Origin of the sequence: Nocardia goodfellowii (assembly GCF_017875645.1) — a bacterium.
Classification (GTDB): Bacteria; Actinomycetota; Actinomycetes; order Mycobacteriales; family Mycobacteriaceae; genus Nocardia; species Nocardia goodfellowii.
Genome location: NZ_JAGGMR010000001.1, coordinates 6101734 through 6121779, shown reverse-complemented (window position 1 = coordinate 6121779; position 20046 = coordinate 6101734). Strand labels below are relative to the sequence as shown.

The following is a 20046-nucleotide window of genomic DNA, read 5'->3' as shown; positions in this document are numbered from 1 at the left end:
CGCGGTTCGCGGCATCGCGCCGAGTACGGGGCCGGACCAGCCGGACTTCCACGGCAACCAGACCAGTAATCCCTGACTGGCTCTGTATTCGCGGGCCAGTCACCCGCACGCTGAAGCGCATGCTGGTTCGTCGTGTGGTCGCGCTGTACAGCGGGCTGTGGTTGTACGGGTTCTCCATGGCGGTCATGATCCGGGCCGGGCTCGGGCTGGACCCGTGGGATGTCTTCCATCAGGGCGTGGCCGAGCACGTCCCGCTCAGTTTCGGCATGGTCACGGCCATTACCGGCGTGGTCGTGCTGCTGCTGTGGATCCCGCTGCGGCAGCGGCCCGGCCTCGGCACGCTCAGCAACGTCGTCGTGATCGGTATTTCGGTGGACGCCGGGTTGTGGCTGCTACCGGCGTGGGATTCGCTGCTGGTCCGGATCGGCGCGATGGTGCTGGCGGTGGTGCTCAATGCCGCCGCCACGGTCCTCTACATCGGCGCGGGGATGGGTCCCGGACCGCGCGATGGCCTGATGACTGGCCTGGTGCGCCGCACCGGGTGGTCGGTCCGTCTCATCCGCACCACGATCGAGGTGACGGTGCTGGTGATCGGGTTCGTGCTCGGCGGCAGCGTCGGCGTCGGCACCCTGGTCTACGCCTTCGGCATCGGACCCCTCATCCAGCTCATGATCCCGCTGGTGAACCGGCACCTGCCCGGTTTCCACGCGCGCAGTGCCATCGAGACGACCGCTGTTCTGCCGGAAACCGTCGCGCCGCAGCCTGATCCGGCCGCGTGACCGCACGCTCAGGCGCTCGTCGTCTGCTCCCGGCTCGGGTCCGTGCCCCCGTCGCCCGGCATCATCAGCGCGCCGAGTAGCAGGCCGACGGCGGCGGCGACAATCGGTGCGCCGGTCCACAATTCGACGATCGAGGGCAGGCGGCCCACCGCCGCGGCGGCGACCCCGAGGTACAGCGACCAGGTGAAGAAGGGTACGGCGGTGGCGAAGGCCCAGTAGGCCCAGCGACGAATATGCGTGGGACGCAAGGCTTGTGCCAGCAGGTCCGCGCCGATCGCCGCGACCAGGATCGATACCAGCGTGCTCATATTGCGGCCGCCGGTTTCCGCGCCGCTCAGGACCAGCAGGGGGACGGTGCAGATCGTCGCCGCACCCGGCGGCAGGCCCCAGCGTCTGGCCACGAACAGCAGCGGCAGCAGCAGGGCCGCGTTCGTCACCAGCATCCGGACCGCGATCTGCGACGCCGAGCCGTTCTCCGTATCGGAGAAGCCGCTGACGATCCGGGTCGCGCGGATGGTCAGGGCGTTGCCGTATTCCAGGAAGACCATGATCTCGGCGATCGCCAGGCCGATGCCGAGCAGCGCGGGCCACAGCCGTCGTAGCGTGCCCGGAGCCGGGTCGGTCCAGGCGGAGCGCACCGGGGTGGTGACGATGACACACATCGTGATGGCGAGTCCGAGGTGGCTCGGGCTGAACAGGATGTCGATGGACTCCTCGATGCCGAAGAGGGTGTGCCAGAACATGTCCGCGACACCGCTGAGCCCGAAGGCGGCCAACGCGATCAGCGTCGGGCCATACCCGAGCGGAATCGCGTCGAGGCCGCGCCGCCCGGTGCGCCAGTGCTTCCACACCACCCAGCCGACCCAGCCGGCGGTGGCCGCGAACCCGCTGTAGAACACCGCGTGCCAGGGTGTGAAGAACGACTCCAATCCGGGCCGATTCGAGTGTGCCCACGCGTCGAGCATCAGCCCGCCGATCAACCACAGCGACGTCAGGGCGGTGCCCGCGTCGTCGCCCAGCGTGGCGCGTGGCCGCCGGGCCACCCCGGTTCGATCCTGAATTCCCGACGACATCCCCATCTCGTAGACCGTACCGAACATGCCCTGGCCAGGGTTGGGTTCGAGGTGTCGTGGCCGCTGCCCCGGGTATGCCGGGAGCACCCGTCGGAGAAGGAGTGCGTCATGCGTGTCGTCGTTACCGGTGCTACCGGAAATGTGGGAACCAGCGTGCTCACGGCGTTGGCCGCGGACCCCGAGGTCACCTCGATCCTGGGCTTGGCGCGCCGCCTGCCGGACCGGCAGTGGCCGAAAACGGAGTGGGTGCGGGCCGATGTCCGGAGCAGCGAGCTGGAGCCGCACTTCCGCGGCGCCGACGCGGTGATCCACCTGGCCTGGCTCATCCAGCCGATGCACGGACCGATGACCACCTGGGAGGCCAACGTGGGCGGCACCACGCGGGTGCTGCGCGCGGTGGCGGCGGCCAAGGTGCCCGCCTTCGTCTACGCCTCGTCCGTCGGCGCTTACTCGCCCAAACACGACGACGTGCCGGTGCCCGAGAGTTGGCCGACCGACGGCTGGCCCGCCGCGGGCTACACCCGCGAAAAGGCTTATGTGGAAAGACTTCTGGATGCCTTCGAACTCGACAATCCCGAGTGCCGGACCGTCCGGCTGCGCCCGGGATTCATTTTCCAGCGCGGGGCGGCCAGCGCCCAGCGGCGATTGTTCCTCGGACCGCTGCTGCCGAACCGGCTCGTCCGGCCGGGACTGATCCCCATCCTGCCGATGCCGACGGGCTTGCGGTTCCAGGCAGCGCACAGCGACGACGTCGCCGACGCCTACCGCCGGGCCGTGCTCGGCGATGTGCGGGGTGCCTTCAATATCGCCGCCGACCCGGTGATCGACGCGCGGCAACTGGGCGAATTGCTCGGCGCCCGCCCGGTGCGCGTGCCGAGCACGGCGGTGCGCGGCGCACTGGCGGCCGCCTGGCATCTGCGCCTGGTGCCCGCCGAGCCGACACTGTTCGATGCGTTGCTCCGGTTGCCGCTCATGGACACCACCCGCGCCCGTGCCGAACTGGGGTGGACACCGCGCCGGACCTCCCTCGACGCACTCGCTGAACTGCTGGAGGGCCTGCGCACCGGCGCGGGTACCCAGACCCCGCCGCTGGACCCGCGGGCGGGCGGGCGACTGCGGGTCCACGAGTTCGCCTCGGGCGTCGGCGGTTTGGATCCGGTGGATCAGGGCCGGTCGGCTCGGGACGGGTGAGTCCGCTCCGGATATCGGTGCACCGGTAAGCATCCGGCTATCCGGGCGCTGACCGGCGGTGGCATGCCGCAGTGGGATTGCCGAACGGTAGCGTGACGTCGCAGATCGTTCGGCAATGCGGAAGGAACCACCCATGACAGCCGCTGACCGTCAGCTACACGCGGGCGCGGAACTCCCGGACTCGCCCGAATCGGGCGAAGAGGGCTACGCGCGGGGCCTGAACCCGCGCACTATTCAGATGATCGCGATCGGCGGCGCCATCGGCACCGGCCTGTTCTACGGCGCGGGCGGGGCCATCGAGCAGGCGGGCCCGGCTCTGATCCTGGCCTACCTGGTCGCCGGCCTGGCCATCTTCGTCATCATGCGGGCGCTCGGTGAACTGCTCACCTACCGTCCGGTGTCCGGCAGTTTCGCCGAATACGCGCACGAGTTCCTGGGCCGCTTCGCCGGTTTCGCGACGGGCTGGTCGTACTGGGCGGTGTGGGTGGCGACCTGCATGGCCGAGATCACGGTTGCCGGCAAGTACGTGCAGTACTGGTTCGACATCGAGCCATGGATCACCGCGCTGGTCGTGCTCGCGGTGATGTACGCGGCGAACCTGATCTCGGTGCGCCTGTTCGGCGAGGGTGAGTTCTGGTTCTCCACCATCAAGGTGACCGCGATCATCGGCATGATCCTGCTCGGTATCGGCGTGCTCACCATCGGGTTCGGTCACGCCGCCGATCCGACGGTGACCAACCTGTGGGCCGACGGCGGCGTCTTCCCGAACGGCTTCGGCCAGTCGCTACTGGTGCTGCAGATCGTGCTGTTCGCCTACGTCGGCGTCGAACTCGTCGGCGTCACCGCGGGGGAGGCCCGCGAACCGCGCAAGACCCTGCGCAAAGCCATCAATACGCTGCCGTTCCGCATCGGATTGTTCTATGTGGGCGCACTTCTGGTGATCATGTCGGTGTCCAGCTGGCGCAACTTCCACGAGGGCAAGAGTCCGTTCGTGGAGGTCTTCCAGCAGATCGGCATCCCGGGAGCCGCCGGCCTGATCAACTTCGTGCTGCTCACCGCGGCGCTGTCGTCGTGTAACTCCGGTATCTACTCGACCGGCCGGATGCTGCGCACCCTGTCCCTGCACGGTGAGGCGCCGGCCGCGTTGCGCAAGCTCAGCCCGCGCGCGGTGCCGTATGTCGGAATCAGCCTGTCGGCGGCGGTCATGGTGATCGGCGTGGTGGTCAACGTGATCTCGCCGGACAAGGCGTTCGCCTACATCACCTCGGTCAGCACGATCGGCATCATCTTCGTCTGGGGCATGATCCTGGTCTGCCACCTGATCTACCGCGGCCGGGTGCGGCAGGGCCTGCTGCCCGCCAGCGACTACCGGCTGCCCGGCGCGCCGGTTACCACCTGGCTGGCGCTCGGCTTCCTGGGACTCGTCGTGGTCCTGCTGTTCCTCACCGAGAGCGGCCGTACCGCGATCGCGGTCGGCTTGGGGTGGGGCGTGCTGGTCGGCCTGGGTTATCTGACGCTGCTCAGACTCGGCAAGCGCACCGCCTAGCCACGGGTGTCCGAGGGCCGATCGCGCATCGCCGGTCGGCCCTCGGTGTTTCCGCACGGAAATTCGGTGGACACCGATGCGAGGATCGCTGCTATGTCGCGAACCTTCGAGGATCTGGTGGCCGAGGCCGAATCGGTGTCGGTGGACGGGTGGGATTTCGCTTGGCTGGAAGGCCGGGCAACCGAACAGCGACCGTCGTGGGGTTATCAGCGTCTGATGAGCGCGCGGTTGGCCGAAGTCGATGCGGCCCTGGATATCCAGACCGGCGGCGGTGAAGTGCTCGCCGGCGCTGCGAAACTGCCGCGCACCATGGTGGCGACCGAGTCGTGGCCGCCGAACATCGCCGAGGCCACCCGGCTGCTGCATCCGCTGGGCGCGGTGGTCGTCAGCGATGCCGACGAACCACCACTTCCGTTCGCGGACAACGCTTTCGATCTGGTCACCAGCCGCCACCCCGTGCGGGCGTGGTGGGCCGAAATCGCCCGCGTACTACGCCCGGGCGGCAGCTACCTGTCCCAGCATGTCGGACCCGCCAGCGTCTTCGAACTGGTCGACTACTTCCTGGGTCCGCAACCGGAAGCGCGTAAAGCGCGGGATCCCGAAGATGCACGCCGCGACGCCGAGGCCGCAGGCCTCGAGGTCGTGGACCTGCGTTTCGAGAAGTTACGCACCGAATTCGACGATATCGGGGCGGTGATCTACTTCCTGCGCAAAGTGATCTGGATGGTCCCCGGTTTCACCGTCGACCAGTACCGAGACCGCTTGCGCGAACTGCACGAGCAGATCGAAGCCACCGGTCCCTTCGTCGCGACCACCACCCGGTTCCTGATCGAGGCCCGCAAGCGCTAGTGCGCGTCGGCGGTGGGGCGGCCGGGGAGCATGGTCGACGCCAGGATCAACACCACGGCGGCCGCGGTGACCGCGACGAACACCAGGTGAACCGCCGCGGACAGGGCGTCCGGTGCGGGATGGTCGGCACCGTGCACGTGCGAGTTCACGATGGCGCCGAACACCGCGACGCCCACCGCGCTGCCGATGGACCGGGCGAACATATTGGTCGAGGTGGCCACTCCGCGCTCCGGCCAATCCACACTGGACTGCGCGGCGATGATCGACGGTGTGGAGACCAAGCCCAGCCCGAGGCCCATCACAAAGCACGAACCCGCCAACTGCCACACCGTCGACTGCGGGCCCGCCAGCAGCAGCGAGGCGGCGCCGATCGTCGCGACGACGCTGCCGATCAAAGCGCTGTTGCGGAAACCGATGCGCATGTACACCTTTCCCGCCTGCGAACCGGTGATCGGCCAGCCCAGAGTGAGTGCGCCGACACCGAGACCCGCGATCAGCGCGCTGCTGCCGAGCACGCCTTGCGCGAAAGTCGGGATATAGGAGGTCAATCCGAGGATTATCGCGCCGACGAACAGCGAGATCAGGCTGCTGGCCACCAGCACCCGGCGGGTGAAAACCCACAGCGGCAGAATCGGATTCGCGGCCCGCCGCTCCACCACGGCGAACACGAGCAGCACGACCGCGCCGCCGGTGAAAATCCCGATGCTGGGCGCGGAGGCCCACGCCCAGGAGTGCCCGCCTTCGAGCAGCCCCAGAATGATCGCGCCCGCACCGAGGGTGAGCAGGCCCGCGCCGAGGTAGTCGATGCTGCTGCGCCGATGGCGCGGCGCTGTTTCCTTGAAGTGCCGCAACAACATCCACGCGGCCAGGCCGGACAAGGGCAGGTTCACCAGGAAGATCAGGCGCCAGCTCAGATATTCGGAGAACAGCCCGCCCAGCAGTGGGCCGAGTACCGAGGAGGCGGCCCACACCGCGGCGATATAGCCCTGCACCTTGCCACGTTCGGCGAGGGTGTACAGATCGCCGGCGATGGTCAGCGTCATCGGCTGCACCGCGCCCGCGCCCAAGCCTTGGATGGCGCGGAAGATGATCAGCCCCAGCATGCTGGTCGCCAGCCCGCACAGCAGCGAACCGAGGGCGAACACCGCGATACCGAACAGCAGCACGGGCTTTCGGCCGAACGTGTCGGCCAGTTTGCCGTAGATCGGCACCGTCACGGCCTGCGCCAGCAGATAGATCGAGAACAGCCAGGGGAATTGGGCGAACCCGCCCAGACTTTGAGTGATGGTCAGGATCGCGGTGGCGATAATGGTGGAATCCAAGGCGACCAGCCCGGTCGAGAGCATCAATGCTCCGAGGACCGCCCCGCGCTCGGATCTGAGGCCGACAGCCGGCTCCGCTGTCTCGGTCGCCACCGGCGGCCCCTTTCGTTCGTTGGACTAACTTGTTCCCAACGAACGTATCGTCCCCCTGGTTATTCCCGCATGGAAGGGGTTGCTACGGCTTGCGGCCCACGCCCGCCCAATACCAGGCCGATTCCGGATCGGCCACGGTCCTCGGCGTTCGGTCGGCGAGGTCGGGCCGCCACGTGACGACCGGTACCACCCCCGGCTCGACCAGTTCCGTGCCCGCGAACAGCGACTCCGTCTCCGCGCGGGTGCGTGGATGGAAGGTGATCCCGGCGTCCTCCGCCGAATGCACCACCCGGGCCATCGCGCGTTCGTCGAAATCAGCGGTCGGATGGGTGATCACCAGATAACTGCCCGAGGGGACGGCATCCAGCAACTTGGCCACGATGTCGTGCGGCTTGTCGGCGTCCTCGAAGTACATCAGCACGGCCACCATCATGATCGCGACCGGCTGATCGAAATCCAGGGTGTCGATGAGCGCCGAGTCGGTCAGGATGCTGTCCGGATCGTGCAGATCGGCGTGAATGAACGCCGTCTTCCCCGCCGCGGAACTCGACATCAAAGCGCGCGCGTGCGCCAGCACGATCGGGTCGTTGTCGACGTAGACGACGCGGGCGGCGGGCTGTGCCCGCTGCGCCACCTCGTGGGTATTGCCCGCGGTAGGAATCCCGGTGCCGATGTCGAGGAACTGCGTGATCCCGGCCTCTCGCACCAGATAGCGCACCGACCGGCCGAGGAACGCCCGATTGGCCTGGGCCATGGTCTGGATGGCGGGGATGTGCCCGGCTATCGCGTCGCCCAGGGCGCGATCGGCGGGGTAATTGTCTTTGCCACCGAGCCAGTAGTCATACACCCGCGCTTCGTGCGCGACGGTCGTATCGATTCTGGCCGACAATCCGGAGGTGGTCTGAGCGTGTGGCTGCGCCATCGAGAGTCCTTCCTTGGGCGTCCGCCCAGACTATGTCCAGCGAACCCCCAGCGGGCCGGTATCGCCCAAGCAAGGCAGCCGGATTCGCGGCTGGCGAGGTGAGGTGCGCAAACCCGCTGACAAGGGGGCAGGGCAGGTGCGGTGTGTCGGCTCTGCCAGGCGTTTTAGGTGTTGTTCAATGGGCCGAGAACAAGACCGCACGGTCGGCGAATTACCTCACCTCGGCATCCCGAAGGAGCATGACAGTGAGCCTGATCCTCTGCGCGCTACAAGACACCGTCCTGGCCCAGGTCGTCGGCAACCCCGCCCCCGAGGCTCCGCCGCTGGCCGACAAACTGATGCAGATGGGCCGCTACTTCACCTGGCTGGTCCAGCTGTCGGGCATCACCGCCATCACCTACGGCGGCGGCCGCTTCGCCTGGGAGCGGTGGAACGGCGGTGGCCTCCAGTCGCCGAAGATGGTGGCCAGCGCCATGGCCGGCGGCGCGGTCGCCACCAGCGCGGGGACCATCATGAACGCGGTGATCTGACTCGGAGCAACAAGGCCCTGGGCGGAAGACCTGGCTCTCCGGCAATCAAGTCGCACCCCGAATCCGATGCCCGCGAAGCACATTGACGCGCTGAGAGGTTGATAGGCTGCCCCTCGCAACCGGGTGTTCGGCTGGAGAGGTAGTCATGGGTGTCTGGGGTCCTGGGAACTTCGACAGCGACACCGTTGCGGACGGACTCGGAGAGTTGACCGACCGCATCATCGGCGATATCGCCGAACAATTCCAGGACCCTTCCGACGACACGCCCTTGGAGCCCGACGAGTGGGGCGGGAACATGGTGCCCGCCTGGCTCGAAATCCTCACCGAGATCGTCCGAACCCAGCGGGTCGGCGCGAGCTTCCCCTCGGCGGCGGTGCTCGGCGAGTGGCGCGAACGGTATCTACGGGTATGGGACGGCTACATCGACCAACTCGACCCCGACGACGATTTCAAGACTGGCCGTCGCGCGGTGATCACCGAAACATTCGACCGCGCCATCGCGTTGGCCGCGACTCGTGCGCGAGACGGCGAATAGAGTAGGGCAGCTGGCGGAAATCGCCGACCCGGCGCAGCAAGCGGAGTGATTCCGAAGCCGTCGGGGCACGTCCTGGATCCTCGGTGCCGCCGTTTTGCGTGGATCCCGAGGGGTAAGCCCGGCACACCGACGCGTTCAGCCCGAATCAGGAGAGGTGTGCCGATGACGCCTAGAGATACATCGATCCAACCGGGAGCGGTGGAGACGACGCCATTGCTGGCCCGCTCGGTGTGGTCCGGTGTGCTGGTCGGCCTCGGAACCGCGGCGTTCATCGACGAGACCGTGTTTCACCAGCTGCTGCATTGGCACCATTTCTACGACAAGTCGACCACCTCGGTGGGTCTGGTCTCGGACGGGTTGTTCCATGCGTTCGGGTTCTTCGCGGTGGTGATCGGCCTGGTCATGGTCGCCGACCTCGTCCGTCGCGCCGGGCTGTCGAAGTACGGCGTAGCCGCCGGAATCTTCCTCGGGCTCGGGGGATTTCAGCTTTACGACGGCACTGTTCAACACAAGCTGATGCGATTGCATCAGATCCGGTACGAGGTCGACATCGCACCCTACGACTGGACGTGGAATGTCATCGCCGTGCTCTTACTCGTGGTGGGCGTGTTGCTGTTGCGAGTAGCCAAGAGCCGCCGTACGACCGCTACCCGATAGCGGCCGACCCATGCATGAACATCACAGCCCTGACGTGCTGAGTGGCTACCTGGGCGGAATTGTCGTTCTGCTCGTGTTCGCCGGCGTGGGTGCCTATCTGGCGGCCGTGTGGCGGTTACGTTCGCGCGGCGACCACTGGTCCTGGTGGCGGAGCGCGGCGGCTCTGAGTTGCGGTGTGCTGCTGCTCATTACGGTGCTGGCGCCGCTCCCGGGCGCACCGTTCACCCGGCATATGATTCAGCACCTGGTGGTGGGCATGGTGGCGCCGTTGACGCTGGTGCTGGCCCGGCCGGTCACCCTCGCGCTGCGTGCTCTGCGTCAGCCGGTCAGGGCGGCGTTGCTCGAGGTCGTGCGGTCTCGGGTGGTCGCGGTGGTGATGTGCCCGCCGGTGGCGGCGCTGCTGGATATCGGCGGGCTATGGCTGCTGTACCGCACCGGCATGTTCGCGGCGGTCCATGATCGGCCGGGCCCGCATGCGTTGGTGTTCGTGCATGTCTTCGCTTCGGGGACACTGTTTTCCACCGCGGTGACCCAGCTCGAACCGGTTCGGCACCGCTACTCGCTCGTGCTCCGGGCAACGACACTGGTCGCGGCTGCCGCAGGGCACGGGGTCCTGGCCAAGACCCTGTATGCGGCCGGTCCACCGGGAACCTCCTTCGCCGCGAGCGATCTACAGCTCGGCGCGCAGATCATGTATTACGGGGGCGATGTCGTCGAGCTCGCGCTCGCCGCGGTAGTCGCGGGCCAGTGGTACCTCGCTACCGGCCGAGCGCAGCGCCATGCGCGGCGACGTGCGCAACCTGCCTGGCCCGTCGGCCCGCGGGCACTTGACCTCAATCGAAGTTGACGTTTTACGCTTCCGGCCGACCGGGGGTCTTCGTCCCCGATAGTGGAGGAGCGCGCAGTGATTATCACCATCGCAAGGGTTACCGACCCCGAACGGTTCCTCGAGGTCTTCGAGACCGTCGGCGCCGAGAAGCGGAAGCAGCACGGGTGCCGGGGGGCCCGAGTCTATTTCGATCCGGACGACGCGCACCGGGCGTGGTGCGTCTTCGACTGGGACGCGAAGGACTACGAGGGCTTTCTCGCGGACCCCGAAATTCCGACCATCGCGGGCCAACTCGGACTCCAAGGGCCGCCGGTGCACGCGCCCGCCGCGATCGAACTCGACGCCTGAAGCTACCCACGGAGAGGTTCCACATGGCTGCCATGCCTCCGCGGGCGCACAAGTTCAGCTCCGCGATCGGTGACGACGCCGTTCGCTTCGGTGATCGGATCTTGATCGCGCCCGGACTCGACAAAACGGCCGGTGGGTCGATGAGTGCCTACACGTCGTTCTTCTACGCCGGGGCACGCGCCGACCTCCCGGCTCCCTACGCAGAGGTGTGGGTGGTGCTCAGTGGAGCGCTACGCGTGGGCGACCAGAGCGATGCCGTAACGGTCCGCGCGGGCGAATTCGTCCACGTCCCGGAGCAGGCGCCCGGGATTGTCGAGGCCCTCGAAGACACCACCATGGTGTGCGTGTCGGTGCCCGCTCACTGAGGAGAGCGACCGTCGGCCGCTCGGAACAAGTTTGGTTGATCACGGGCGGTCGGGTCGTGGAGTTATGCCGACGCTGGACGCAGCAGCGCCGCGAGATCGGATGGAAGGGGCATGGTTCGGCGCAGACCGACGTCGGCGCGGCCGGTGTTGCCTGCGGGGGCGAGACCGGCCAGCGACGCGGGTGCGGCGGCGATGATGCGCACGACTTGGCCGAGGGCTTCGCGGCGGTTACGCCCGCGCACGGCGAGGACGAACATCGCGATGTGGTTGGCCGTGTGCAGCCACGGTTCGGGCTGGGACAGGATATGGGCGCGTTCGAGGTGGAACCAGCGCTGGGCGGGGTCGGGTGCGGTCTCGGCCGCGCGCATTTCCTCGTGATAGCGGGCGCGTGCTGCGGGCGGGATTGGTGGCATGGCTTGGCCTTTCGGGTGGTCGGGGTCGGCGGGTCAGGCTGTGCTGACCTGTTCGGCGGAATCCGATGTGCCGGTGGCGTCAGAGGTGAAGTGGCAGGCGCCGCGGCGGGTGCAGGGTTCGGCGAGTTGGGCCAGGTAGCCGGTGGGGTAGTCGGGTTTGGCTGCCATGCCGAGGTCGTCGCTGGTGAAGCGGCGGGCCGGGTCATAGCTGTAGGTGCGCAGCAGGTGATCCCAGATCAGCGTGAACAGCCCGAAGTTGACATCGCCGATGCCGGCCCATTTGAGGTGGTGGAAGCGGTGGCCCGCGTTGAGCGCGAGAACGTGTTCGAACGGTCCGACGCGGTAGTCGGCGTTGGAGTGTTGCAGCAGCAGTTGCACCGCCACGGCCAGCGACAGCACGGCCGCGATCGATACCGGAATCCCGGCGAGCAGGAGCGGGGTGACACCGGCGGCCATCTCGAGGGTTTGGTGCAGAGGATGTTTCATCAGCCCGTTGAGCCCATAGAAGCGTTGGACGCTGTGGTGCACGGCATGGAAGCGCCACAGCACCCCGACCTTGTGGCTGGCGTAGTGCGTCAGGGTGATGCCGAGGTCGGCGACCAAGATCGCGAACAGCACCTGTCCGACGAAAGGCCAACTGTCCGGCCAGATCCCGTCGCCGGGGATGAGCGCGGCCAGGGCGGGAATTGCGGCGACGCTGGTGAGGATGAGGGTTTCGTTGACGAAGGCGTGCGCGGCGTCGCGGCCGGTGTCGCCATGGGAGCCGTTCCAGGAATCCTGGTAGGGCAGCAGCGCTTCGGCGGTGAACGAGGCCGCGACCGCGACGGCGAGCAGGGCGAGCAGCCAAGCTTTGCCGGCGCCGCCGCCGACCAGGGCGATGGCGACGCCGTTGATGCCGAGCAGCATGAACGGTGCGTAGCCGTAGCGGATGAGGGGACGGGCGAGGGTGGACATGGGATCAGCCTCGCGCCCGCGCCGGGGTGCGGGATTGAAGAAATCAGCCGACTTCGCCGTGGCCCGCCGGTTCAGGCCGCCAGCCGGTGGCGATGAGCGCTTCGGTGGGAGTGATACCGATCAGCTCCCGGCAGGTGCGTGTGAGGTGCGCGCTGTCGGCGAACCCGGAGGTGTGCGCGGCCTCGGTCAACGACCCGCCGGCGCGCACGACCTCGAAGGCCTGATGCAGGCGGGTCCAGCGCCGCCACGCCGCATAGGGCAGCCCGACCTGCGCGGTGAACACGTGGGACAGCCGACTGCCCGAGATCCCCACTCGTGCGGCGAGTTCGCCGAGTGCGGGAGGTCCGCCCGGCCATTCGGCCGCCGCGCGCAGCGCTTCGGCGAGCACCGGATGCGCTCGCCGGGGCCGGACGGCCGGGGCGGGCGAAAGCATCGGTGGGCGCGGTCGGGCGGCCGCGACCCAGCTCGCCGCGTGATCGGTGGGTAATCCGGCCAGCCGCGCCACGGCGGCGTGGGCGGTGGCGCTGTCGGGATCGAGGAAGGCGACGAAGCCGCTGGTCCCGGGTTCGGCGTGCACGCGATGGCCGGCACCGGGCGGGATGATCGCCGCCTGCGCGGGCACGGTGCGCCCGGCGTTGTCGGTGAGGGTGAGCGCGCCTCGGGCGACGAACAACACCTGCACAGCGGCATGCGCGTGCGCGGCCGCGTCCCCGATGCGGCCGGTGAACGCCATCAACCCCGGCGTGAACACCACCCCGCCGCGCCACCGCGCGACTGCGGCAGCCGGGAGTGGATCGGTCGGCGGTGCGGTGACGGCGGTCATCACGCTGCACCGGGCGGCCGACGCTGGATACGGGGTGTTGTGGGCACCACCTGGCTCCTTCCGTTCGACACTGAGCCGGGGCACCCGGCGTAGGCGCAGCCCAGCCGACGAACCGAGATGGGTGTCGGCGTACACATTCCGCGTGCGTCAGCAGTAGAAGCATACTGAGCGGTCCAGGCTTTGTTCCCGGGTGTTCGCACGGCGTTATGAGTTTCGCAGCCCGCATAATGCTCGGAGTGCTCGGTAAGCCCTGCGCGGGTGAGGCGGTCGCGAAAGTCACTGTGATGTAGCGAATTTGGACGGTCGACCGATAGGGGACTCGGGTGCGGTGAGCGCGCCCATCTCGAGTTGGAGGTCATCTATGTCGCAGTGGAGGAGAAGTCCGCGTACGGTTCGGCAGTCGGTCCTGCTGGCCGCGGCCGCCGGGACGGTGGCGCTTGCTCCGGCCGCGCTTGTCATTCCGGCATTCGCAACCCCGGGCCCGACCACGTCCGCGCCCGTGCCAACGGTGCCGCCCGTGACGACTGCACCGCCGGTCACTACCGCGCCGCCGGTGACGACCGCGCCGCCGGTCACCACTGCGCCGCCGGTCACCACTGCGCCGCCGGTAACCACTGCGCCGCCGGTCACGACCGAACCACCCCGGACGACACCGTCACTTCCCAAACCCCCTGTGCAGGAAGACCCTTACGGCCCTGACGGCTTCGATTTCTGGGGCTATGACCGGTGGGGCTATGACCGCTGGGGTTACGACAGGTGGGGCTATGACCGGCAGGGCTACAACTCGGAGGGCTACACCTCGCAAGGCTGCGCCCGATCCGGTCCGGACCGGCCCGACGCCGACCGGCTGGCGTGCGAATTGCGCAGGGCGCGACCGTCTACCGGAAGCGCGGGCAGGTAACTCCCGCTGAACCTCGCAGATCGACCCGTGACGCGGAAAGCCGCGCCGCGGGTCGATGCGCGTGACGGCTTCGAATAGCTTGTCGGCTATGCGAATTCGTGAGTACACCGCGGACGACTGGCCGCAGGTCTGGCCGATCGTCCGCGACATCGTGCGCTCCGGGGAGACATTCACCTACGACCAGGCGATGACGGAGGAGCAGGCGCGCGACATCTGGGTGATGGGGCCGCCGGCCACGACCGTCGTCGCCGTGGCGGGCGGCCGAGTGGTGGGTACCGCCAATGCCTACGCCAATCGTCAGGGGCCGGGCGCGCACGTATCGACGGCGAGTTTCATGGTCGCCGCCACCGCGCGCGGCCAGGGCATCGGTACGGCTTTGTGCCGGCATGTGATGGAGTGGGCGAAGGAACGTGGTTTCGCCGGAATGCAATTCAACGCGGTGGCCGATTCCAATCGCCGGGCCATCGAGGTGTACCAGCGGTTGGGCTTCGAGATCGTAGGCACCGTGCCGGGAGCGTTTCACCATCCCGCACTCGGCCGGGTCGGGCTGCACGTGATGTACCGCGGGTTCTGACCGCCTACGCGCCCGTCCGGTGCGCCTCGAACCGTTGCCGAAGACGTACTGTCTCGTCGCGCCCGATTTCCTCCCGCCGCCACCGGAACGATTCCGCGGTCAGGTGCGAGAAGATCCAGCGGTGGGTTACGCCGTCCTGCTGTGCCCGCAGCTCGATGCCCTCCTCGGTCCGCTGTCCGAGGAACGGGATCACCCAGCCGCGCATCGGACCGTGCCAGGTGGAACGCCACGCCTGGATCTTGGGGTCGTAGAACCGTAACGACAATCCCCACTCTCCCTCGGTGCCCGCACCGCGGTCGGCCCGGCGGGGGCTGATCCACACATCGGCGACCGCGTGCCCGTCCAGCGCCCACGAGAAATGCCATTCGGCTGTCGTCTCGGTCACCGAGTCATCCGCGTCGTATTCGAATACCCGCAGATCCCAGCTGCCGATCAACGGGGCGAACAACTGCAACTCCGTCGCCAACTCGGGCCGCGGGCCGTTGGCCACGAACGCATCGACAAAGGCCGAAACCTGGTCCATGGCGCTTACCCTATCGCCGGATCCCCTGGCAGACACGGTGATTCATCGTCCTGGCCGTCGCGCTGGTGACCGCGCCGGGCGTCGCGGTCGAAAATTCCGAGAATCTCGCACGGTCCGCCTTCGGCGCCGATCGCGTGCGGCAGCATGGTGGGGAACTCGGCGGCCTGGTTCGTCTCCACCCGGAAGCGCCGGTGGCCCAGCATCAGGATGGCGGTGCCGGAGAGGACGACCAGCCATTCCCGGCCCGGGTGTGCGCGCATGCGCGCGGGATTGTCCGGCGGCGGTTGGGTCATCCGCTGGCGGATGACGCTCATGCCGGGTTCGGCCTTCATGGACCAGCGCATCATGCCGTGCGCCGTGTCGATCACGGGGCTGATGATCACGTCGTCGGCGTCGGTCTCCACCAGTTGATCCAGGGTGGTGTCCAGGGCGCGAGCCAACGTGACCAGTTGATCCAGGGCGAGCCGGCGCTGACCGTTCTCGATCCGGGAAAGGCTGGACTGACTCATGTGCGCCTTGGTGGCCAACTCGTCCAGTGACCAGCCCTGCGCCACCCGCAATGCACGGATGCGCTTGCGTACGAGGCTGTCCAGATCGCCATCTTCTTGCGTCATAGGCAACATTGTATGCCCTTGCGGCAAGGCGGCGTTATGGTCGTTCGTGGCTGTCCAGAACGGCTGGACCAGATACGAAGGGTGTAGATATGGCGGAGACCGCTTTCACCTACGCGTCGGACGCAGTGCCCGATCGGACCGTCGATGTCGTGGTCGTCGGCGGTGGCGCCGCAGGCCTCAACGGGGCGCTGATGCTGGCCCGCTCACGGCGTTCGGTCGTCGTGCTCGACGGCGGCGACCCACGCAATGCCCCGGCGGAGGCGATGCACGGATTCATCGTGCTCGACGGCACCCCGCCCGCGCGCTTGCTGGCACAGGGACGTGAACAAGTGCGGCACTACGGGGGCCGGGTCGTGCACGCGACGGTGGCCGACACCGCACCGGCCGCCCCGTCCGCGGACGGTGACCTGCGATTCACCGTCACGCTGGCCGACGGCCGCCGACTGACCGCGCGCCGCGTGCTGGTGGCCACCGGGCTGCGGGATGAATTGCCCGACATCCCAGGGCTGACGCGGCACTGGGGACACAGTGTGGTGCACTGCCCGTACTGCCATGGCTGGGAAGTGCGCGACGAACCCATCGGCATCATCGCCACCGGTCCCGGGTCCGTCCACCACGCATTGCTGTTTCGCCAGTTGACCGACGACCTGGTCTATTTCACCGGCGGCACCGGCCTCGACGCCGACACCCGCGCCCGCTTCGCCGCCCGCGACATCACCGTCATCGACACCCCGTGGGAGGAGATCGTCAGTGCCGAGGACGGCACGCTGAACGGCGTCCGGTTGACCGATGGCCGGGTCGTGGCCCGCCGTGTTCTCGCGGTCGCCACCCGCATGCTGGCCCGCACGGCGGGATTGGAAGGGCTCGGGTTGCCGATGGAGGATCTGCCCGACAACTTGGGCCGGCGGTTCACCTCCGGCATGGCCGGCACCACCGACGTGCCCGGAGTCTGGGTAGTCGGCAACGCCACCGACCTGATGGCCCAGGTCGGTGCCTCCGCAGCGGCGGGCGCGCTGGCCGGTGCCCACATCAACGCCATGCTCGCCACCGCCGACACCGACGCGGCCCTCGCCGCCGCGCGGGTCACTACCTGATCGGTCCCGCCACCTAAGGCGACCGGGCATCGGCCCGGCGCCTGTTTCGGCCTGCTCATTTCCGAGAGGAACCCATGAACGTCAACCAATCCACAACTGCGGCTGCTACCGCTGGTGCCGGCACGCCGACCGCCGGGCAGCTGCGTGCCATCTTGATCGCGGTGTCGCTGGCGCTGATGGCTGTCATCGCTTCGGTGTCCGGGCTCAGCGTGGCCCAGATCGACATGGCGGTCGAGTTCGGCGCCGCACAGAACACCATTCTGTGGATCATCAACATCTACACCCTGAGTTTGGCCGCGCTGTTGCTGCCGTTGGGCGCGATCGGGGATCGGCTGGGCCGTAAACCTATGCTCGTCGCCGGTCTGGTGGTGTTCGGCATCGCGAATGTCGTTGCGGCGCTTGCTCCGAGCGCCGAGGTGATGATCGGCGCGCGCGTGGCCGCCGGTATCGGCGCGGCGATGATCATGCCGATCACTCTGGCCGTGATCACCTCGACGTTCCCCGCGGAACAGCGCGGCAGAGCGATCGGTGTCTGGACCGGTGTGGCCGGGGGCGGCGGCATTCTGGGGATGTTCCTGTCCGCCCTGCTGGTCGATGTCGCCGACTGGCGATGGTTGTTCGTTCTTCCGCTCGTGCTGGTGCTGGCCGCCCTGGTCACCACGCTCACCGCGGTACCTAACTCCCGCGAGCACGCCGACCATCCCTTCGACACAGTCGGAGCGTCCATCTCGGTCGTCGCCGTGGTCGGTCTGATCTTCGTGTTGCAAGAAGGCCCCGAACGCGGCTGGACCGCTCCGGCAACACTGATCAGCCTGACCGTCGGTCTGCTCGCCGCCGCCGGGTTCGTGGGATGGGAACTGCGTCGCCGCGACGCCGCGCTGCTCGATGTCCGGCTCTTCCGTGAGCGCGGTTTGGCCGGTGGCTCGATCACGTTGCTGGTGGTGTTCGGTGTGCACGCCGGTGTCGCCGTGGTGCTGTTCCCGTTCTTTCAGGCCGTCCTCGGCTGGTCCGGTCTGCTCGCCACACTCGCGCTGATGCCCATGGCCGTGGCGATGATGATCGCCTCCGGTGCGGCGCCGAAGTCGGCCGAGCGGATCGGCGCCGGATCCACGATGGCGATCGGCATCGCGCTGGGCGGGGCGGGGTTGGCGCAGATGGCCGGATTCGCTTCCGTAGACGGGGGATACCTGTCCATCCTGCCCGGCATCATCGCGATGGGTATCGGTATGGGGCTGGCGATGACACCCGCCACTCAGGCCATCACCAGCTCCCTGCCCCAGGAGAAACAGGGCGTGGCTTCGGCACTCAACGACGTCACTCGCGAGTTCGGCACCGCCCTCGGCGTGGCCTTGCTCGGCGCGCTCGTAGCCACGGGTTACCGCGACTCCATCGACGGCAAGCTCGACGGGGTGCCCGGCGGTACTGCCGACACCGCGCGCGAAGGCGTCGCCAATGCCGTCGATGTCGCCGGACGTGCGGGCGACCATGCCCAACAGGTGGTTCAGGCTGCCCAGCACTCCTTCGTCGACGGCTGGCAGCAGGCCATGTGGGTGGGCGTCGCGGTGATGGGCGGGTTGCTGCTCTACATCCTGAGCCTCGGGCGAAAGAAGACCGTCCCGCAGGCAGCCGCCGAAGCGCCCGAACCGGTGCAGTCCCGGTAGGCCGGAAGCGGCATTACTCGCCTGTGGCTGAGCGGTAGAAGTCGATCTGGTCGGCGACCACCTGATCTCGCAGCGTGGGATCGGTGTAGAAGGTGAAGTGGGTGCCGGGATAGACGCGGAGTTCGCCGTTGGCGGCGCGGTCGGCCAATGCCCGGCTGGTCTCCACTGGAGTTTCCCGGTCCTCGGCGGCGGCACAGACGAGTAGCGGGCAGGTCAGGCGTTCCGCGGCGGGCCGGTAGCGCATCATGCGCAACAGCGCCCTGGGCGCGATGCTGTTGCGCCACAGCGTTTTCTGTCCGCCGGTCAGGGTCTGGATGTGTTGTTCGGCCTCAGGGGTCGCGGCCACGGCGAGTTCACCGGGGTGCCCCACCATGGGGATGTAGTAGGGGCGCAGGCCCAGCTTGCCGCGCAGCGCGTCCCAGCAGATCGCGCCGAGCAGTTTCACCGTGTCGCCGGTCGATCGACCCTCGACCTGCTTGGGGAATCCGTTGAACGGAATCTGCGCCACCACGGCCGCGATCCGGGAATCGCTTGCGGCAACGGTGATTACGTGCGCGCCGCCCAGCGAGTTGCCCCACAGCAGCACCTTGTCCGGGTCGACCCGCTGCTGCCCGCGAACGAACGCCACGGCGGCACGGATGTCTGCGAGTTGACCGTCGAGATCGGGCAGTTGGCGGGGCTCGCCGTCGCTCTCGCCGAAGCTGCGATAGTCGAAGACAAGAGCGGCGAAGCCCGCGGCGGCGAAACGCTCGGCGTAGTCGAAGAGGCGGTCCATCGTCCCGCTGAAGCCGTGACAGAGCACGACACAGGGCGCTGGCCCGGAATCGGCGGGCAGGTAGAGGTAGCCGGCGCATCGGACGCCACCGGCGGTGAACGAGACATGGGTTCGCATACGGGACCATCCCTGAGGCAATGGACTGACTGTCAGTCAGTCATCCTAAGGGAAAATTGACCATTGGTAAGTGAATGTGCACACAAACACGGGATAAATCAGAATATTCCTGCCATCTCAAAATCTTCACATAATGAGATTTAATTATGAGATGAGATACAAAGCCTCCGAGTGTCAACCTTCGTCCGGATAGCCCCACGCCAAATCGATGTCCGCGTCCGGTGCGACACCACGGATCGCTTTGGTGACATCCCGCTCGAAAGTTTTGCTCCACTCACCGAAGCCCCGGATGACGATCGGCCCATTCTCACTGCACGCCTTGACCCACGGCGGATCGTGGAATACGCCGATGTGCATCCACGACTCGATCCCATGCTCGCGCAACACCTTTGACACCGCTACCTCGACAGCGTCGGCTTCCGCCGGGGAGGCGAGCTGCTCGATGTACATCGAAAGATGAATATTCACAGACACCGGCGCAACTCTAGGTTGCGACGAGACTCGACTGCTTCTCGCGAACCTCGATCCGGGACCGGCCTGGGTCGGTGTTTTAGACTC

Annotated in this window: 24 protein-coding genes; 14 read left to right on the top strand and 10 right to left on the bottom strand. The window is 67.6% G+C overall.

Annotated elements, in window-relative coordinates:
* Positions 1–119: 119 nt before the first annotated feature.
* Positions 120–779: a membrane protein YczE gene (yczE, locus tag BJ987_RS28305; RefSeq protein ID WP_209895905.1), complete on the top strand. Its 660-nt coding sequence runs from the start codon at positions 120–122 to the stop codon at positions 777–779.
* A gap of 8 nt (positions 780–787) precedes the next feature.
* Here yczE and BJ987_RS28300 read toward each other — a convergent pair whose 3' ends face one another.
* The gene (locus BJ987_RS28300) at positions 788–1858 is read right to left on the bottom strand and encodes a hypothetical protein (protein WP_209895904.1); all 1071 of its coding nucleotides are present in this window, start codon (positions 1856–1858) and stop codon (positions 788–790) included.
* A 102-nt stretch (positions 1859–1960) separates the two neighbouring features.
* Here BJ987_RS28300 and BJ987_RS28295 point away from each other — a divergent pair, with 102 nt between their 5' ends.
* The 3 genes from BJ987_RS28295 to BJ987_RS28285 all read left to right on the top strand — a co-directional run bounded on the left by BJ987_RS28295 (position 1961) and on the right by BJ987_RS28285 (position 5438).
* Complete coding sequence (locus BJ987_RS28295; protein ID WP_209895903.1) at positions 1961–3043, top strand: NAD-dependent epimerase/dehydratase family protein; 1083 nt, start codon at positions 1961–1963, stop codon at positions 3041–3043.
* Positions 3044–3176: 133 nt separating this feature from the next.
* Entirely contained in the window at positions 3177–4589 is a 1413-nt protein-coding gene (locus tag BJ987_RS28290; RefSeq protein ID WP_209895902.1) for an amino acid permease, read from the top strand.
* A gap of 93 nt (positions 4590–4682) precedes the next feature.
* A complete protein-coding gene (locus BJ987_RS28285) occupies positions 4683–5438 on the top strand; it encodes a class I SAM-dependent methyltransferase (RefSeq protein WP_209895901.1) in 756 nt (251 codons plus the stop codon).
* On the opposite strand, the gene BJ987_RS28280 is transcribed toward BJ987_RS28285, so the two are convergent.
* Positions 5435–6853, bottom strand: a complete 1419-nt coding sequence (locus BJ987_RS28280; RefSeq protein WP_209895900.1) for an MDR family MFS transporter — start codon at positions 6851–6853, stop codon at positions 5435–5437. The genes BJ987_RS28285 and BJ987_RS28280 overlap by 4 nt on opposite strands.
* An 82-nt stretch (positions 6854–6935) precedes the next feature.
* On the bottom strand, positions 6936–7775 hold the full coding sequence (locus tag BJ987_RS28275; protein ID WP_209895898.1) for an SAM-dependent methyltransferase: 840 nt from the start codon (positions 7773–7775) through the stop codon (positions 6936–6938).
* 245 nt (positions 7776–8020) lie between these two features.
* On the opposite strand from BJ987_RS28275, the gene BJ987_RS28270 reads away from it, so the two are divergent.
* The 6 genes from BJ987_RS28270 to BJ987_RS28245 all read left to right on the top strand — a co-directional run bounded on the left by BJ987_RS28270 (position 8021) and on the right by BJ987_RS28245 (position 11039).
* Positions 8021–8305: a hypothetical protein gene (locus tag BJ987_RS28270; protein WP_209895896.1), complete on the top strand. Its 285-nt coding sequence runs from the start codon at positions 8021–8023 to the stop codon at positions 8303–8305.
* A gap of 145 nt (positions 8306–8450) precedes the next feature.
* Positions 8451–8840 carry a DUF4259 domain-containing protein gene (locus BJ987_RS28265; protein WP_209895894.1) on the top strand — a complete coding sequence of 130 codons (390 nt, stop codon included), beginning with the start codon at positions 8451–8453 and terminating at the stop codon, positions 8838–8840.
* 162 nt (positions 8841–9002) lie between these two features.
* The gene (locus BJ987_RS28260; protein WP_209895892.1) at positions 9003–9497 is read left to right on the top strand and encodes a DUF2243 domain-containing protein; all 495 of its coding nucleotides are present in this window, start codon (positions 9003–9005) and stop codon (positions 9495–9497) included.
* A gap of 10 nt (positions 9498–9507) precedes the next feature.
* The gene (locus tag BJ987_RS28255; RefSeq protein WP_209895890.1) at positions 9508–10344 is read left to right on the top strand and encodes a cytochrome c oxidase assembly protein; all 837 of its coding nucleotides are present in this window, start codon (positions 9508–9510) and stop codon (positions 10342–10344) included.
* A gap of 57 nt (positions 10345–10401) precedes the next feature.
* Positions 10402–10674, top strand: a complete 273-nt coding sequence (locus BJ987_RS28250) for a hypothetical protein (protein WP_209895888.1) — start codon at positions 10402–10404, stop codon at positions 10672–10674.
* 23 nt (positions 10675–10697) lie between these two features.
* Positions 10698–11039 carry a hypothetical protein gene (locus tag BJ987_RS28245; protein WP_209895886.1) on the top strand — a complete coding sequence of 114 codons (342 nt, stop codon included), beginning with the start codon at positions 10698–10700 and terminating at the stop codon, positions 11037–11039.
* Positions 11040–11101: 62 nt separating this feature from the next.
* On the opposite strand, the gene BJ987_RS28240 is transcribed toward BJ987_RS28245, so the two are convergent.
* Genes BJ987_RS28240 through BJ987_RS28230 form a run of 3 tightly spaced genes read right to left on the bottom strand, consistent with a single transcriptional unit; the run spans position 11102 to position 13229 of the window.
* A complete protein-coding gene (locus tag BJ987_RS28240) occupies positions 11102–11452 on the bottom strand; it encodes a DUF3703 domain-containing protein (RefSeq protein ID WP_209895885.1) in 351 nt (116 codons plus the stop codon).
* Positions 11453–11485: 33 nt separating this feature from the next.
* Positions 11486–12406, bottom strand: coding sequence for a sterol desaturase family protein (locus BJ987_RS28235; protein WP_209895883.1), 921 nt, complete (start codon positions 12404–12406; stop codon positions 11486–11488).
* 43 nt (positions 12407–12449) lie between these two features.
* Positions 12450–13229 (bottom strand): AraC family transcriptional regulator, encoded by a 780-nt coding sequence (locus BJ987_RS28230; RefSeq protein ID WP_209895881.1) that lies wholly within the window; start codon positions 13227–13229, stop codon positions 12450–12452.
* A 517-nt stretch (positions 13230–13746) separates the two neighbouring features.
* Here BJ987_RS28230 and BJ987_RS28225 point away from each other — a divergent pair.
* Positions 13747–14130, top strand: a complete 384-nt coding sequence (locus BJ987_RS28225) for a hypothetical protein (protein WP_209899752.1) — start codon at positions 13747–13749, stop codon at positions 14128–14130.
* A gap of 88 nt (positions 14131–14218) precedes the next feature.
* Positions 14219–14704: a GNAT family N-acetyltransferase gene (locus BJ987_RS28220; RefSeq protein ID WP_209895879.1), complete on the top strand. Its 486-nt coding sequence runs from the start codon at positions 14219–14221 to the stop codon at positions 14702–14704.
* 4 nt (positions 14705–14708) lie between these two features.
* Here the strand turns inward: BJ987_RS28220 and BJ987_RS28215 are convergent, their stop codons facing one another.
* Both BJ987_RS28215 and BJ987_RS28210 read right to left on the bottom strand, forming a co-directional pair.
* Positions 14709–15227, bottom strand: a complete 519-nt coding sequence (locus BJ987_RS28215; protein ID WP_209895877.1) for a hypothetical protein — start codon at positions 15225–15227, stop codon at positions 14709–14711.
* A gap of 5 nt (positions 15228–15232) precedes the next feature.
* Positions 15233–15841 carry a helix-turn-helix domain-containing protein gene (locus tag BJ987_RS28210; protein ID WP_209895875.1) on the bottom strand — a complete coding sequence of 203 codons (609 nt, stop codon included), beginning with the start codon at positions 15839–15841 and terminating at the stop codon, positions 15233–15235.
* Positions 15842–15930: 89 nt separating this feature from the next.
* Here BJ987_RS28210 and BJ987_RS28205 point away from each other — a divergent pair, with 89 nt between their 5' ends.
* Both BJ987_RS28205 and BJ987_RS28200 read left to right on the top strand, forming a co-directional pair.
* Positions 15931–16935, top strand: coding sequence for an NAD(P)/FAD-dependent oxidoreductase (locus BJ987_RS28205; protein ID WP_209895873.1), 1005 nt, complete (start codon positions 15931–15933; stop codon positions 16933–16935).
* 74 nt (positions 16936–17009) lie between these two features.
* The gene (locus tag BJ987_RS28200) at positions 17010–18596 is read left to right on the top strand and encodes an MFS transporter (protein WP_245366166.1); all 1587 of its coding nucleotides are present in this window, start codon (positions 17010–17012) and stop codon (positions 18594–18596) included.
* Positions 18597–18609: 13 nt separating this feature from the next.
* Here the strand turns inward: BJ987_RS28200 and BJ987_RS28195 are convergent, their stop codons facing one another.
* The gene (locus BJ987_RS28195; RefSeq protein WP_209895871.1) at positions 18610–19488 is read right to left on the bottom strand and encodes an alpha/beta hydrolase; all 879 of its coding nucleotides are present in this window, start codon (positions 19486–19488) and stop codon (positions 18610–18612) included.
* A gap of 174 nt (positions 19489–19662) precedes the next feature.
* A complete protein-coding gene (locus tag BJ987_RS28190) occupies positions 19663–19962 on the bottom strand; it encodes a hypothetical protein (protein WP_209895869.1) in 300 nt (99 codons plus the stop codon).
* Between the last annotated feature and the right edge of the window lie 84 nt (positions 19963–20046).